Source organism: Clostridium sp. 1001283B150225_161107_B6 (assembly GCF_015556325.1).
Lineage (GTDB): Bacteria > Bacillota > Clostridia > Lachnospirales > Lachnospiraceae > Enterocloster.
In genome coordinates this window covers 987,577-1,003,296 of sequence record NZ_JADNMD010000001.1, presented here as the reverse complement: position 1 = coordinate 1,003,296, position 15,720 = coordinate 987,577, and the positions used below count along the sequence as shown (strand labels likewise).

Below are 15,720 nucleotides of genomic sequence, written 5' to 3'. Positions count from 1 at the left end.
CCTTTGACTGTATTTTTTCTGAAATAATCTGTTGTTTCTGCAAAGTCCGGTACTACAAAATGCTGTCAAACTCGCTGGTTGAATAAGCTTTCCCCTCATCCCTGAGCTTTCTGGCGTTCTGCATGGCGCGGAAGCGGTTTCGGCTGATGGGATAGAAGCACACTACCAGTGCGCACAGCAGCATCAGGCCGCCGGGAATGATGGAAGCCATATTGGTAACAGCTGCCTTGGCGCTGTCCGGCTGTATGGAAAGTGATGCGTCGTAGCCGCCCAGGTCCAGAAGGATTCCAACTGCCTGGAGTGCGGTTGCCTTTCCAAGCTTGATAAAGAATGAAAAGTAGGAAATCATGACGCCGGTCAGCATCTCGCCTGTTTTAAATTCATAGACCTCGCATACGTCGTAGAGCAGGTTATAGCTCAGTACCAGGAAGCCTATGATGGCAAAGTGCGCCATACAGAACTGGATTACCTGGTCCGTAATGCTGTGGAAACCAACGAACTTGAATATTACCAGGGCAAATCCTGCAATGGCCATGAAAGTGATAAAAACCCACTTTTTATCAAACACAACAGCCAGCTTTCCGATGAGTACGGAGAGGATGACTCCCACAATGGTGCCTGCCAGATATACAACGGCGGTGTCGGCCTCAGTAGCGCCCACGACCACGATGGTATTGTAAATAACGCTGGCATTGCAGGTGTTAAATGCAAAATAGAAGAGGAAGGAGGCCACAATGACTAAAATGTAAGGCTTATATGTAAGCACCTTGCCCAGACTTTTGAAAATAGGCTCATCCTTGCTCTGGGGCGGATATTTGATTTCCCATCCCCTGGTGGCCCGCCATGTGATAAAAATGGCTGTTCCTGCTATGGCGCCCAGTGTGAGGGCTGCAAAGGTCCAGGCGCGCTCCTCGCTGATTCCCTGGCCTTTAAACAGGCTGACCAGTATCATGGGCAGGGCATTGGCGAAGAACAGGCCGCAGGTGCCGAATACCTGGCGGATGGAGGAGGCGCGGGTCTTTTCGTCGTTGTTGGTTGTCAGCTCGGAACCCAGAGACAGGTAGGGAATATTGAACAGGGTGTAAGCTGTCCAGTAAAATACAGACACAACAACAAAATATACAAACTTTAAATTGGCTGAAAAGTTTACCTTTGTAAACATCATGGTAGTCAGCAGGACCAATGGCACGGTGGATATCAGCAGGAATGGACGTCTGCGCCCGGCTTCCAGTGTACACCGGTCTGACATGGTTCCTATGATGGGGTCGCTGATGGCGTCCCACATAACTCCCAGAAAGACAATGGTGCCGGCCAGGGCAGGCCGTACGCCTGCCACATTTGTAAGAAAGAAGATAAAAAATGCTCCTACAAACTCAGTGATGACTGTGTCGCCTAAGTTTGCAATACCAAATCCCAGTTTTACCGGCATGGGCAATAATCGGTCATAGTTATCTTTGTGATCCATTCTTGATTCCTCCTCTTGTTTGCTTTTCCTGCTACTGGCCGAGAATATCCTTACTGATTGTGCCGGCTTCCATGCGTTTGCGAAGCTGTCTGTATGTAACTGCTATTTTATCAAAATCCATTACTTCATCCAGCAGGGTATTGTGGATAGGGGCGTTATGGGGAGCGCTCTTCACAGTCTCCGGTTCTTCGTAGCATTCCCTGGAAATCTCTTTCAGGATGGCTGCGAATTCATCCAGGTCATCCTTGGAAAACGACTCTGTGGGCTCCAATGTAAATGGCTCAGGCACAATCCATGGATGGTGGGACTGCCAGTAATGCTGCATGCCGAAGTCCACCAGACGTTTTGTCACATCCACGGTTCCAAATCCAGTATCTTCCTTTAAGGGCTGCCAGCTGTAACGGCACTGTTCAATTCTGCGTTTTCCCTCTGCATAGAATATCTTGACGCCCTTAATCTGTCCCACCTTCTTCATCATATACTGATTGTTGAGGACGGCGCAGACAGCTGCCTCACGCAGTCCGTCGGCTCCTAATTGGCGAATCCACATGTAGACACGGAGGATTACATTGGCATTTCCCATAAACATACGGACTTTTCCAATGCTTTCAGGACAATTGCAATCCATATAATACTGTTTGCCGTCATACTCCACGCGGGGCACGGGCAGGAATGCTTTCAGCGGTTCCCTGACACAGAGAGCTCCTACTCCGGGTCCCATGCCGCCGTGAGGGGAGGAGAAGGTTTTGTGCAGGTTGTAGTGGATTAAGTCGGCCCCGATTTCCTTTGCACGGGTAACGGTCATGATGCCGTTCACATTGGCCTGGTCATAGTAGCAGAGAGCGCCAACTGCATGGGCAGCATCCACAATTTCCTTAATCTGGGGATTGAAGATGCCTGTATCCTCCGGATTTGTGATAAAGATGGCGGCTGTGCGCTCAGACAGCGCGCTCTGGAATGCTTCCAGGGATGGCATGCCTGTCTCAGGGTCGCTCATCAGGGTGATAACCTTGTAACCCGCAGTGGCAGGAGCGCCTGCATCACAGGGGTGGGAAAATATGGTGGTGATGATTTCATCCTTCTGGGTGTTGCCCTTTGCTTCATGGTAGGCCCGAATCACACTGGCGCCTGCAAAGCAGGCAGCAGCGCCGCCCCCCATGTGGCAGCAGGCAGCGTCCATGCCGGAAATCTCACAAATCATTTCTTCTGTTTTTTTGTATATCTCCAGAATACCCTGGATGGTGGACGCATCCTGCAACGGGTGTACGTCTATGATGTTTGGATGTGTATTCGCAATATGCTCCTGTACCTTGGGGCTGTACTTAATGGTACATGTGCCTTCACCCAGGTCAGGGGTGATGTCGTTGCCCAGGATTTCCTGGGTCAGGCGCAGATAGTGTCGGTTGACCCTGGCCTGATGTACTTCGGGAAGGAACGGCGGGGTTTTTCTTCTCATACAGGGAGGAATGTCATCAGCCCCATCGCCTACTTCCTCTATTACCTGGGGACTTGGTTTTGTCACATTGACGCCCCTTTGGCCGGGAACGGACAAATCAAAAATCAGCTCTTCATCCCATTTTGCTTCATGGAACCTGCGTAAATGTTTGCTGTAATCTCGTTTCATATTCTAGTGTCCTCCCTTAATTTAAAATAGCCTGTAATGCAGCAGCCAGCTGGTCTATGGATTCTTTGTCTGCGGTCTCGGTCACACAGTACAGAGCGCTCTGACCAAGCTCAGGATAATCCCGGGACAGGTCCACGCCGCCAAAAATCTGATGGGAGAGCAGCAGCTTGTTGATTTCTTCCACTGTCCTGCCGGTTTTGTCAAAGTTCACCACAAACTCTTTGAAAAAGACAGATGGGAACCGGAGTGACACACCGGGAATCTCAGCCAGTTTTTTTGCTGCATATTTTGCATTGGTCATAATGGTGCTGCCGATTTCCTCCATGCCCCTGGGACCCATGAGGGACAGGTAGACAGCCACAGGCGCTGTCCACAGATTGTTCTGGGTTCCTGTAAATTCCTTTCCGTTTTCTCTCATGGCATAGTGGGTACGCTCAATGAGTACAACGGAATAGCCCTGTTCACCCGGCACCGTGGTTTCCACCATGCCATCCACCAGCTCTTTGAATTCCGTGATATAGCGCATATCGTCATGGCTGGCAATAAATCCTGCCTGGCCGCCGCCGAAGTTCAGATGAAGGCCCAGCCCGTGAAGGTCGCCTACGGAGATGGTGGCGCCGTAATTGGCAGGGGCTTCCAGCACGCCCAGGGAGATGGGGTCCACATACACAACGAATTCAGCGCCTGCGGCCTTTGCCAGTTTGCCGATTTCCTCGCCCTGGGTTTCAATGATTCCCAGGAAGGTCGGGTTTTCAATATACACAGCAGCCGTATCCTGGTCCAGTTTGGACTTTAGGTCTTCCAGGTCCAGCATTCCGGTGTCGCTGTGGTAGCCCACAAGCTCAATCTTGATTTCCTGGCTGGGGTCTATCATTTTCAGGTAATTTTGCACCAGGGCCAGGTTCTGGCGGTTCATGGTCTGGGGAAGAAGGACCTTGCTCCTTCCGGTGATACGGCAGGCCATGCGAAGGCCGGTAGCGGATGCCTGGCCGCCGCAGTGGCACGGAACTGTCAGGAAGGACATGTCTAACAGCTCTGCCATCAGGCTCTGGTATTCGAAAAATATCTGGTATTTTCCATGGTCAGCCCATGTCTCGGCTCCGTATGTGGTCAGCAGTTCTCCCCTGGATGCGATTTCGTCGCATACAGCCGGTACGTAGTGCTGCGCACAGCCGGCTCCCATGAAGTTTGAAAACTCATTGCAGTTCCTGTTTTTGGACAGGATGCGCTCCACATGACGCTTGATTCCCTGCTCATCCGGAATGGCCTCCGGCAGATTCAGGGAACCCTGGTAGCGGATGGCTTCCGGGATTTCTTCGTAAAGCTCCATTACATCGCTGATTCCCACCTCAGCCATCATCTCAGCCTGTACATCCGGCGCAGAGTTGGGGATGTAGGGGTATACTGTTTTTTTTCGGTCCATTTCTTACCTCCTGATTTATGATTTTATAGGTTAATTAATAAATTACTTTTGCCATGATTACATCCTTGTACCCGGTGGTAACCGGGATATAGCCGGTGAGCTGCTGGTTTATTTCCTCATCCCCGGTGTCAATCAGAAGCGGGTTTCCGCCCAGGGAAAAGATTTTGTCCCTGGAGGCAATGACCATGATGTTTTTAGTCCCCACCCTGCGTATGACTTCGGCGGAAATCTGCTGGTTGCCCCTTCCGAATATATATCCCTGTCCTCCAATTACAGTGACAATGATTTTGGCCCTGGGATATTGCTTAAGGGCAGCCAGGATGTCCTGTTCCGTGCAGTCTGACTGTATGACCTGACCCTGGTAGAGAAGGTCCACTCCTAAAAGGGTGTTTGGCTTTTCCATATATTTCATCAGCCGGGCCGTGGTAGAACCGGTTCCCACAATGTAGAGATATTCCGGTTCCTGCTCAATCTGCTGGCTGACATACATGCACATGGACTGGATGGAGGCGTCCTCTGAGTATCCCCTGCCGCTTTTCAGGTTCTGAACAAATTTCTTTTCATTGGGCACCTTCAGGTATCCGTACAGTCTGGCGTCACAGATACCCTGCCGGAACAAATCCTCGTCAATATCCATGACCTCTGCTTCCCTGTACTCCATAACCCGGCCTTCCATATACCGGACCATCAGTTCCCCGGCTGCCTTGGGTGTGCGGGCGTAGACAGCGGAATGTATTTTACATCCGGCCGGTATGCCCAGTACCGGGACCGAGGTTCCCACTGCGTCCAGAATATTGCGGGCAGTGCCGTCTCCGCCGGCAAAGAGAATCAGGTCTACTCCTTCCTTACATAGCATTCCGGCTGCTTTTATGGTGTCTTCCGGGGTAGTGCCCCGGGAAGAATCAGGGGACAGCCGGGAGGATATTGTCCCTTGGACGATTTGATAATTCAATCCGGCTTTTTTGCATATGTCCCCGCCCATTTCACCGGGACAGGTATAGATTTTGAATTGCTGCGCCATTGGTTCTAAAAGCTTCATGGTACCCAGGGCCTTTGCGCCTGCCTCCGGGACAGCTCCCAGCTCCAGGGCCTTATGCAGGGTCCGGACTCCGTCTGACCCCTTTAAACCGACTTTACCTCCGATACCAGCCACAGGATTTATAATGAATCCTATTTTTTTCATTCTATCTATGTACTTAATGAAATGATTTAAGTATTCTCCTTTCTTTGGGTATAGTATTCTGACAATATGGCTAAAAATCAACTAATGTCATTATAAGGTATGCTCTATAAGGGATTGTCAAGATAAATTTTGGGAGAAAATCAACTGATAAAAGAAAAACCTTCCTCTTAAGGGGAAGGTTACAGAAAATAGAAAAAAATCAGGCGCTACGGATTCTGACAGATGACCATGTGGATTTTTGTGACAAACTCATCTGCATTTCTAATCAGGTTGGGACCGATGCAATAGCTTTCAAAGGACTGGCCGGTCAATACAATTCCGTTTTCCTTTGCATAGGCCAGGGTCCGGTGGTAGGCCTCCATAATCTCCTTATAGCTGCCAAGGTGGATGGTGGTGAGACAGTGGTACTCAGGCATAACCTTGATTTGACTGTCCCTGACCTGGGTTTCTTTTATTGGATAGAAAATCTGGAAGTGGGTGGGAATATCAAAAAACTGGTGGCTGAAATGGTCATAAAAGAATGCAGTCAGCTTCCCGCCTATTTCCAGGTGGTGTGTTTCCATATAGTTTACCAGTTCAATTTCGTATTCCAGAAAGAGATTGCTCACATAAGCGCTGCTGTAATGATTGGAAAAGGCAATGAGTCCTGGAGAATAGATTTCGCGCTGGACCTGTCCGGCATAGGAGGACAGATTATCATAGAACTGGTCTGACAGACAGTCACGGAAGTCGCTGAGACGCAATATGCTTTTTTTGAGGCGCGTTAGCTCCCTGGAGCACTCCTCAATCTTGAAGTTGAGTAATTTAACCTTATCCTGCCTCTGGTTTTTCTGGAGGTAATCCCGGATTTCGTTTAATTTTAATCCGGCGTTCTTTAACTTTTTTGTGGTAATGATATCCTGAATCTGGTCTTTTGTATAATAACGGTAATTATTGTTTTCGTCAATATCAGGTATGATAAGCTGAATCTCATCGTAATAGCGCAGTGTTTTTGTGCTTACATTACTCAATCTGGCAGCTTCCCCCACAGAATACTTTTCCTTGATTTCGTACACGACCCCTTCCCCCCCGTTTCATAAAACATTCCCCATGATGTTCCAAGGTAAGTATAGTCCATTGGAATCGGTTTGTAAATGTTTCCACTTTAAGTTTAGGGGGACAACACATGGAAATGAGTCACACATTGTCCAGCTGTCCCATACTATATACCATAATCATATTTATTAAAGGAGGATTTGATATGTGTTGTAATAGATGCTGCTGTAGATGCTGTAGGTGTTGCAGATGCTGTAGATGGTGGGGCTCCAACCAGAATAACTGGGACAACAACTGGGATAATAACTGGTGGCCTGCATGGGACCCGTGTGCAGGTGAAAGACGGTGGGCTTTCCGCGCCGGCTTTAACGAAGGATACAGAGTGGGATTTGAAGACGGGAGACGGAATTGGCATCCCTGCAACAGATAAAGAAAGAGGGCGGGTACCGGCGCAAATGGCCGGGCCCGCCTTTTTGCGCGGACCGGTGAGAGCCGGGATGAGAGAGCCGGGTCCTGCGCTTATTTTATTGTGAACAGATGTTTCAAGCATAATACCTTTGATATTTTTTCTTATCCGGGGAATAATAACCAGCAGTACACATTGATGGGAGGTGATGAAATGGAATCTATCTGGTTAAAAAACATACATGAGAATACGGAGCATCCGGCGCAGCCGGGTCCTGCGGACAGGGACCGCAAAAGCAGGACAGACCTTCCATCCAGGGCAGAGGTGGCTGTGATAGGCGCGGGAATGGCGGGAATGCTCTGCGCCCGCATGCTTGCGGACCAGGGCGCAGAAGTGGCGGTTCTGGAGGCCAGGGTGGCAGGCCATGGTCAGACAAAGAATACCACGGCAAAAATCACATCCCAGCACGGCCTTATTTATGACAAATTAATCAGGACAATGGGGCATGACAGGGCTTTGCTGTATGCGAGGGCCAGCCAAAGCGCTATTGAGGAGTATGAGAGGATGATTCGGGCCAGGAACATTGAATGCAGCTTTGTCCGGCTTCCGGCCTGTCTCTATACAAAGGAAGAAAGAGGAAAGATACTTCTGGAAAAGGAGTACAGGGCAGCTGTAAGCCTTGGACTTCCGGCTGTCCTGACATCTGACACCAGCCTTCCTTTTCCGGTGGCAGAGGCGCTTTTATTTGAAAATCAGGCGCAGTTTCATCCGCTGGAATTTCTTGAGGCTGTCAGGGAGGGAATCCCTGTCTATGAACACACTGCGGTGCAAAGGGTGGAGGGGCATCGTCTGGTTACGGACCGGGGAATCATGGAGGCAGAGAAGATTATTTTTGCCTGCCATTATCCATTTCAGAATGTGCCCGGATTTTATTTTGCCCGGATGCATCAGGAACGCAGCTATGTGCTGGCGCTGGAGGCTGTTGGCGGGAAAGAGGTTAATCTGGACTGTATGTATTATGGCATTGATGAGGATGGGCTGTCCTTTCGAAAGGCAGGCCCCTATATTCTGATGGGAGGCGGGGGACACCGCACAGGAGAAGGGTGTGACGGCTCTTCCTTTGAATACCTGAGAGGTCAGGCCAAAACCCTGTGGCCGGATTTGAGGATTGTTTCAGAGTGGGCGGCACAGGACTGTATGACGCTGGATGCTGTTCCCTATATCGGAAGATATTCCCGTCTGCGGCCCTACTGGTATATCGCATCCGGTTTCCAGAAATGGGGAATGACCGGCTCCATGGTCTCGGCACTGATTTTGAGGAATCTGGTCATGGGTATAGAGAGCCCGTGGGAACAGGTTTTTTCTCCCCAGAGACGGACTTTCAGGGCATCTGCGGGTTCCTTTTTTAAGGAAGGGTACCACGCTGTCCGCGGCCTTGCTGCCTTCGGGACTCCCAGATGTCCTCATATGGGCTGCAGGCTGTCCTGGAACAGGGAGGAACACAGCTGGGACTGTCCATGCCATGGCTCACGGTTTTCCGAAGACGGCAGTCTGATTGACAATCCTGCCCAGACTGATTTAAAGGCGGATAAGAGATAGATGGCGGAACCGGGCAGGGTGAATGTCTTGTATTGTAATACATGCCGTGGTAGAATCAAAAGAAGCCTGCACAGTGTTTACCTGTGCAGGATAAGGAGGCAATGTACATATGATGGATGACGGAAAAACCATTTTATTTGAAAAGACGCCGGTGCCAAGGGCTGTTATGCAGCTGGCAGTGCCCACAATCCTGAGCTCGCTGGTTATGGTGATTTACAACCTGGCGGATACATATTTTGTAGGAATGATGAACAATCCGGTGCAGAATGCGGCGGTGACACTGGCAGCGCCTGTGCTTCTGGCCTTTAATGCTGTGAATAATCTGTTCGGTGTGGGAAGCTCCAGCATGATGAGCCGGGCACTGGGACGCCGTGACTATGAGGCGGTCCGGCGCAGCAGCGCGTTCGGATTTTATTGCGCGCTGTTTTTCGGCGTTCTTTTTTCTGCTCTGTGCACGATTGGCCTGCACCCCCTGCTGATTCTCCTGGGGGCGGATGCCAATACAATGGATGCAACGGCCGGATACCTGAAATGGACCGTGCTCTTCGGAGCAGCCCCTGCCATCCTCAATGTGGTCATGGCGTATTTGGTGCGCTCCGAGGGTTCATCCCTTCACGCCAGCATCGGAACCATGAGCGGCTGTCTGCTTAATATTATTCTGGACCCCATCTTTATCCTGCCATGGGGCCTTGACATGGGGGCGGCAGGAGCCGGCCTTGCCACGTTCCTGTCCAACTGTGCTGCCTGTGTTTACTTTTTTGTGCTGCTGCGGGTCAGAAGGAAAACCACGTTTGTATGCATTCATCCGATGAAGTTTTCCTTTCAGAGGTACATTGTGCTGGGAGTGTGCGGCGTGGGCGTACCGGCGGCAATCCAGAATCTTCTGAATGTGACAGGCATGACCATACTGAACAATTTTACATCTGCCTACGGCGCCCAGGCAGTTGCAGCCATGGGTATTACCCAGAAAATCAATATGGTTCCCCTGCAGGTGGCCATGGGCTTTTCCCAGGGAATCATGCCCCTCATCAGCTACAACTATGCCAGCGGAAATCACAGGAGGATGAAGGAAACCATATATTTCACCATCAGGACCCTGCTGCCTTTCCTGGTGGTGGTTTCTCTTGGATATTATGCAGGAGCAGGTATGCTGACAAGGGCGTTTATGGACAATGAAGCCATTGTCGCATATGGCACAAGGTTCCTGCGCGGGTTCTGCCTGGGGCTTCCCTTTCTGTGTATGGACTTCCTGGCAGTGGGAGTATTCCAGGCAGTGGGCATGGGAAAAGCAGCGCTGAGCTTTGCCATACTGCGTAAAATTGTGCTGGAAATCCCTGCCCTGTACCTGCTGAACCGTTTATTCCCTCTGTACGGTCTTTCTTATGCCCAGATGGCGGCGGAGCTGGTGCTTTCCATTGCATCGGTCATCATGCTGGCGCGTATTTTCAGGCGGATGCAGAGGGATGACCGGTCCGGTCCGGATTCCGGGCAGACGTTCAGATGATGATAATTCTGTCATATATAGTTTGATAACGAAATCCCCTGGCCAGAGCACGGACCAGGGGATTTCGTTATAGAAAAAAACTATACATAACGCAAGGCACATATATTTCACCGATTGGACAAAACAGGCAGGTGTTTTTATAATAATCAAGGTAACATTACATTATTTATACTGGGATAATATAAAACCGGGAGTGGAAAAAATTATGAAGAGCAGATATTTAGGAATTGTTTTATGCGCTGCCGCATTACTGGCAGCAGGGTGTTCTTCCAATACAGATGCGTCAAAGACAGCCGCCGGGTCAGACAGCGGCGCGGCAGCCCTCATGACATCGGATGCAAGTGCGGATTCAGCAGGGGATGCGTCAAAGGGCACAGCCGCAGCAAAGGCGGAATCAGGTGAAGTGACAGAAGGGCCATCTGCTGTAAAGGCGGACCCGGTTGAAAAGAAAAAGGTCTATGTGTCGCCTGACTGGGTACAGAGTGTTTTGGACGGGAACCAGGAGGAGTCAGAGGATTACATGATTCTGGAATGTGCCTGGGGAACCCTGCAGGATGCCGGCGCTTATAAGGAGGGCCACATCAAGGGCGCATATCATATGAATACAGATGATATTGAATCAGATGAGTACTGGAATATCCGGACTCCGGAAGAAATAAAGGACCTGATGGCCGAATACGGAATCACGAAAGATACAACCGTTATCTGCTACAGCGACAAGGGGGCGAATTCAGCGGATGACCGGGTGGCGTTCACCCTTTTATGGGCCGGAGTTGAGAATGTAAAATGTCTGGACGGCGGCTACGAGGCCTGGCTTGAGAGCGGTTACGGAACTGAGAAAACCATCAACACCCCTCAGTCCTCCAACAGGGAGTTCGGCGCGGAAATTCCGGCCCATCCGGAATACATCCTGTCCATTGACCAGGTAAAGGAAAAGCTGGCAGGGGACGATAACTTTAAGCTGGTCAGCATACGCAGCAGGGACGAATTCCTGGGCAGGACCAGCGGATATGGGTACATTGACAGGGCAGGCGAACCTGAGGGCGCTGTCTGGGGACATGATACGGATGACGGCTCTTATAATAATGAGGACGGGACTGCCGCAGGCCTGGATGTATTAAAGGGATATCTGGAGGAATCCGGGGCTTCCCTTGACAATGAGCTGTCCTTTTACTGCGGCACGGGCTGGAGAGCTGCCATCCCCTTCCTGATTTGCTATGAAAATGGAATGACCAATATGACCATGTATGACGGCGGCTGGTACCAGTGGCAGATGGATGATTCCCTCCCGGTACAGGTGGGGGACCCGTCAGAAAGCGGCTGCCGGTTTACCACGGTGGGACAGCTGTCCACGGACAAGGCAAAGAAATAAAGAATGATGTAGATAAGCGTTGCGTCTTGATTAAGTCCAACGCTTATTCAATGTAAAAGGAAAAACGGTTATGAAGAAGGCTGCATATATCTCTGTTACAATCCTGGAAATCCTGTGCCTGGCCGGGGCATGGGCCGTACAGTATTTTACCCGCAGAAAAATGGGGATGGCACGGTACGTGGTGTATAAAAACCGGGGCTGGGAAGCCAGATATCCCATGGAACTGCTGGCAAATGGGGCTGCACTTCTGATGGCGGTCCTGGCCGCTGCGCTGCTTCTCTATTTCCTGAGACAGAGAAGGAACCTGCCAAAAACAGCGTGGCTTATGAATGCAGGTATGACAGCGCTGACATCTGCTTATGGTGGATTCACATGGATGAATTCTGCGCAGGAGGTTCGGTCTTACTACTTTATCAGTGCCATACTGGGGGCCGTGTCCCTGATTCAGATTGTGAAGACATGGATTGGAATGATGGTGTGCAGGCACAGCGGGCATGGAATTGGATGAAACCCAGTGTAAGGAACAGAGGATAGAACCGGGTTCTCTATTTTACCATTACAGCAGTGCTGGCGGCTGTTGTCATTGGACTGGGCATGTTTTTTAAGAAAAGGTATGTACTGCAGGAGACTGAGGAAAGGATAGGTGAGAATGGACGGAATGTTCAGGATGAAGGACAGCGATAAATGCATACACTGCCGCATCTGCCGGAAAAACTGCTCCTTCTTAAGTAAGTACGGCCTTGATATCGGAGATACGTCAGAACTTAAGAAACTGGCCTATCACTGCTTTCTGTGCGGGACCTGTACCCAGGTTTGTCCGGTTGGAATTGACGGCAGGTCTGTTATCCTGGAAATGCGGAGGGAACGGGTGGAGGAATACCAGGGGAAATGTCCGGAAAAGGGATATTCCATGCTCCTTGCGGAAAAACGGAATTATATTTACCGGAACAAACGCCGTCTTGCAGGCAGAAGCATCCTGTTTCCAGGCTGTAATTTTCCCTCCTTCTATCCAAAGACCACCAGGAAATTAATCAGCCTGCTGGAGGAAAAGGAGGGCATGGGAGTCCTGTTTGACTGCTGCGGCAAACCGGTGGCAGAGCTTGGCCTTCAAAGGGACGAGGATAAGATTGTCCGGAGGATAAATGAAAATCTCCGCAGGGCAGGGGCTTTGGAGGCCGTGATGCTTTGCCCCAACTGTTATGATTTCCTCAAGGATAAGCTGGAGGTACGGGTCATCAGCATTTATGAGAAATTATCCCGGCTGGGAATCGGACGGCAGGTGGAAGAAAATGGGGTCCTGTTCCTTCCGTGTCCTGACAGGGAGAGAAGACAGTGGGTGGAATGGCTGTCTCCATTTCTGAAGAATGCGCCGGAAACAGTGCGGGATGTGCAGTGCTGCGGCCTGGGAGGCTGTGCCGGGGTCAGGGAGCCGGACCTGGCCGGAGATATGGCCGGCCGGATGGCCGCCCAGGGACATGAACATATTTTTACTTACTGCGCCTCCTGCACAGGGAACCTCACACGCAGCGGCTGCCAGGGGGTCATGCATCTGCTGCCTGAGATTCTGGAATGTGACGAGGGGCCGGATATCAGGAAGTCAATGGTCAACCGGATGATGACAAAATTTTGGTAATGGTTTGGACAAGGATATAAATAGAGATATGGGAGAGAATCTTATAAATGAATCGTGCAATCATTATTTTTACCAGGGTTCCGGCTCCCGGACAGACAAAGACCAGGATGATGCCTGTTCTTGGCCCGGAGGAATGCGCCCGTCTTCATACCTGTTTTTTAGAGGACATAAAGAGGGAATGCGGGAACGTAAAAGGGGAGCTTTTTATCTGCTTCACACCGGATGATGGCAAGGAGCTTTTATATCCGGTTTTCGGCAGGGATGAACATTATATTCCCCAAAGGGGAAACGGTCTGGGAGAGCGGATGTATCAGGCTGTCCGTGAGGTGCTGGGCCGGGGATATGACTCATGCATACTCATGGGAACCGATGTGCCTGAGGTAAAGGCAGCATATCTGGAACGTGCATTTGACCTGCTGAAATATCACGATGTGGTTCTGGGACCTACCAGGGACGGGGGATATTATCTGGTGGGCATGAAGAGACCCCGGCGGGCGGTGTTTGACATGGAGGGATATGGACATGGCTCCGTGCTCCGCGATACCGTGTTGCGGCTTAAGACCGCGGGATGCACGGTTGGATTTACGGAAACCCTGCAGGACATGGATACCTGCCAGGACCTTCAGGCATACCGCCGGAGAATGCGGGGGGACAAGAGGCTGAAAAAGACATCCACAGGCCGGTTTCTGGCAAAAACCAGCCGCATTTCCATCATTATTCCTGTCTACAATGAGGAGAAGACCATTGGCCGTATGCAGGACCAGCTGGAACCGTTGAGAGGAAAATGCGAAATCCTGTTTGTGGACGGCGGAAGCAAAGACAGAACATTGGAATTGCTTCGCCCATGGGTCAGAGTCATACATTCGGAAAAGGGGCGGGCAAAGCAGATGAATACGGGAGCGGTGAAGAGCCGCGGCGATATCCTGTTTTTTCTCCACTGCGACAGTGAGCTGCCTCCCCGTCCGCTGGCTGAGATACGCAGGGTGATGAGGGACCACAGTGCAGGATGCTTCGGCATTGCCTTTCATTCGCGGAACTTTTTCATGTTCACCTGCCGTGTGATTTCAAACCACAGGATTAAGGACCGCAGGGTCATGTTTGGCGACCAGGGTATCTTTGTGGACCGAAGCCTGTTCTTTGATGCAGGCATGTTTCCGGAGATTCCTGTGATGGAGGACTACCAGTTTTCGCTGACGCTTAAGGAACGGAGGGTAAAGCTGGGGATGACAGGACGCCGCATTTACACATCGGACAGGCGGTTTCCAAAAGGAACCCTGCCCAAGCTCAAGCTGATGTGGAAAATGAACCGGCTGCGAAAGATGTACCGGGACCAGGCGCCCATTGAAGAGATTGACCGGATGTACCGGGATGTGAGGTGATATGAATGGAACGGATAGCAGGGTTAAGGGAATATGTAACCTGTAAGCAGTACCGCAGCGCTCTGGGGCTGCCGGATGAGGTGACGGAGGAATACAGTCTCCTGGCCCAGGGCGAGTACAACAGAAATTATCTGTTCACCCACCCTGTCACCGGCAAAAAGCTGGTGCTCCGTGTAAACTGCGGCAGCCAGATGCATTTGGACCATCAGATACAGTATGAATATGATACCTTAAAGCTGCTGCAGCAGGCGGGCAGGACGCCGGCTCCCTTCTATGCAGATGGAAGCCTGAAAAAAATTCCTCATGGCATCATGGTGATGGAATTCCTGCCGGGACATGGAATGGATTACAGGACGGAACTGCCCTTTGGAGCGGAGTGCCTGGCTGATATCCACAGTGTCAGGGTGGGGGATGACAGCCATCTGATTCATCCGGCGGACCCTTTGGAGGCCATACTGACAGAATGCGAGGAGATGGTCCGTACCTACATGGATTCAAATTTGGGAAACCATGGAACCAAAATGAAGATAAGAGAAATGCTGGACCTGGGGTGGAAGCGCCGTCAGGAGGCTGCGGGCTGCAAAGGCTATGAATGCTGCATCAACACAGAGCTTAATTCCACCAATTTCCTAATCAACGGAGAGGGAAAGGGCAACTATCTGGTGGACTGGGAGAAGCCTGTTTACGGGGAGCCTGCGCAGGATTTGGGGCATTTTCTTGCGCCTACCACCACATTCTGGAAGACAGACGTGATTCTGGACCGGAGGGAGATGGAAGACTTCATAAACCAGTACATCCAAAAGGTGGACGGCAGGTTTGACACAAAGGGGCTGAGGGAGCGTACCTTTGCCTATATTCCCATTACCTGTCTGAGGGGCATTACCTGGTGCGCCATGGCCTGGGTGCAGTACCAGCAGCCGGATAAGCTGCTGTTTAACCAGTCCACGTTCCAAAAGCTGGGGCAGTATCTGGACATGGGATTTTTGGAAGAAATGGACAGGCTGCTGCGGTCATAACGGCCTGGAGCGCGCCTGCCGGATATTGGATTTACGTTAAAAGAAAGGAATTTGAATGGGAAAAAACAAAGTAAATGGATG

Annotated in this window: 12 protein-coding genes; 7 read left to right on the top strand and 5 right to left on the bottom strand. The window is 50.8% G+C overall.

Annotation, left to right across the window (positions count from 1 at the left end; all coding sequences use genetic code 11):
- Positions 1–52 precede the first annotated feature (52 nt).
- The 5 genes from I2H39_RS04485 to I2H39_RS04465 form a co-directional block, all read right to left on the bottom strand.
- A complete protein-coding gene (locus I2H39_RS04485; protein ID WP_138305856.1) occupies positions 53–1,465 on the bottom strand; it encodes an MFS transporter in 1,413 nt (470 codons plus the stop codon).
- A gap of 31 nt (positions 1,466–1,496) precedes the next feature.
- Complete coding sequence (gene gcvPB, locus I2H39_RS04480) at positions 1,497–3,089, bottom strand: aminomethyl-transferring glycine dehydrogenase subunit GcvPB (protein ID WP_138305857.1); 1,593 nt, start codon at positions 3,087–3,089, stop codon at positions 1,497–1,499.
- Positions 3,090–3,105: 16 nt separating this feature from the next.
- Positions 3,106–4,512 (bottom strand): aminomethyl-transferring glycine dehydrogenase subunit GcvPA, encoded by a 1,407-nt coding sequence (gcvPA, locus tag I2H39_RS04475; RefSeq protein WP_195625877.1) that lies wholly within the window; start codon positions 4,510–4,512, stop codon positions 3,106–3,108.
- Positions 4,513–4,546: 34 nt separating this feature from the next.
- Positions 4,547–5,695: an ATP-NAD kinase family protein gene (locus I2H39_RS04470; protein ID WP_207746751.1), complete on the bottom strand. Its 1,149-nt coding sequence runs from the start codon at positions 5,693–5,695 to the stop codon at positions 4,547–4,549.
- Positions 5,696–5,901: 206 nt separating this feature from the next.
- Positions 5,902–6,750: a MerR family transcriptional regulator gene (locus I2H39_RS04465; protein ID WP_178332118.1), complete on the bottom strand. Its 849-nt coding sequence runs from the start codon at positions 6,748–6,750 to the stop codon at positions 5,902–5,904.
- Between the two features lie 599 nt (positions 6,751–7,349).
- Between I2H39_RS04465 and I2H39_RS04460 the strand changes: the two genes are divergently transcribed.
- The 7 genes from I2H39_RS04460 (at position 7,350) to I2H39_RS04430 (ending at position 15,639) form a co-directional block, all read left to right on the top strand.
- Entirely contained in the window at positions 7,350–8,735 is a 1,386-nt protein-coding gene (locus I2H39_RS04460; protein WP_195625876.1) for an FAD-dependent oxidoreductase, read from the top strand.
- Positions 8,736–8,844: 109 nt separating this feature from the next.
- Positions 8,845–10,239 (top strand): MATE family efflux transporter, encoded by a 1,395-nt coding sequence (locus tag I2H39_RS04455; protein ID WP_195625875.1) that lies wholly within the window; start codon positions 8,845–8,847, stop codon positions 10,237–10,239.
- A 205-nt stretch (positions 10,240–10,444) separates the two neighbouring features.
- The gene (locus I2H39_RS04450; RefSeq protein WP_195625874.1) at positions 10,445–11,611 is read left to right on the top strand and encodes a rhodanese-like domain-containing protein; all 1,167 of its coding nucleotides are present in this window, start codon (positions 10,445–10,447) and stop codon (positions 11,609–11,611) included.
- Between the two features lie 70 nt (positions 11,612–11,681).
- On the top strand, positions 11,682–12,119 hold the full coding sequence (locus I2H39_RS04445) for a hypothetical protein (protein ID WP_138305863.1): 438 nt from the start codon (positions 11,682–11,684) through the stop codon (positions 12,117–12,119).
- 141 nt (positions 12,120–12,260) lie between these two features.
- Positions 12,261–13,244, top strand: coding sequence for a (Fe-S)-binding protein (locus I2H39_RS04440; protein WP_195625873.1), 984 nt, complete (start codon positions 12,261–12,263; stop codon positions 13,242–13,244).
- A 47-nt stretch (positions 13,245–13,291) separates the two neighbouring features.
- Positions 13,292–14,623: a TIGR04283 family arsenosugar biosynthesis glycosyltransferase gene (locus tag I2H39_RS04435; RefSeq protein WP_195625872.1), complete on the top strand. Its 1,332-nt coding sequence runs from the start codon at positions 13,292–13,294 to the stop codon at positions 14,621–14,623.
- 5 nt (positions 14,624–14,628) lie between these two features.
- Positions 14,629–15,639 carry an aminoglycoside phosphotransferase family protein gene (locus tag I2H39_RS04430; RefSeq protein ID WP_195625871.1) on the top strand — a complete coding sequence of 337 codons (1,011 nt, stop codon included), beginning with the start codon at positions 14,629–14,631 and terminating at the stop codon, positions 15,637–15,639.
- Positions 15,640–15,720 lie beyond the last annotated feature (81 nt).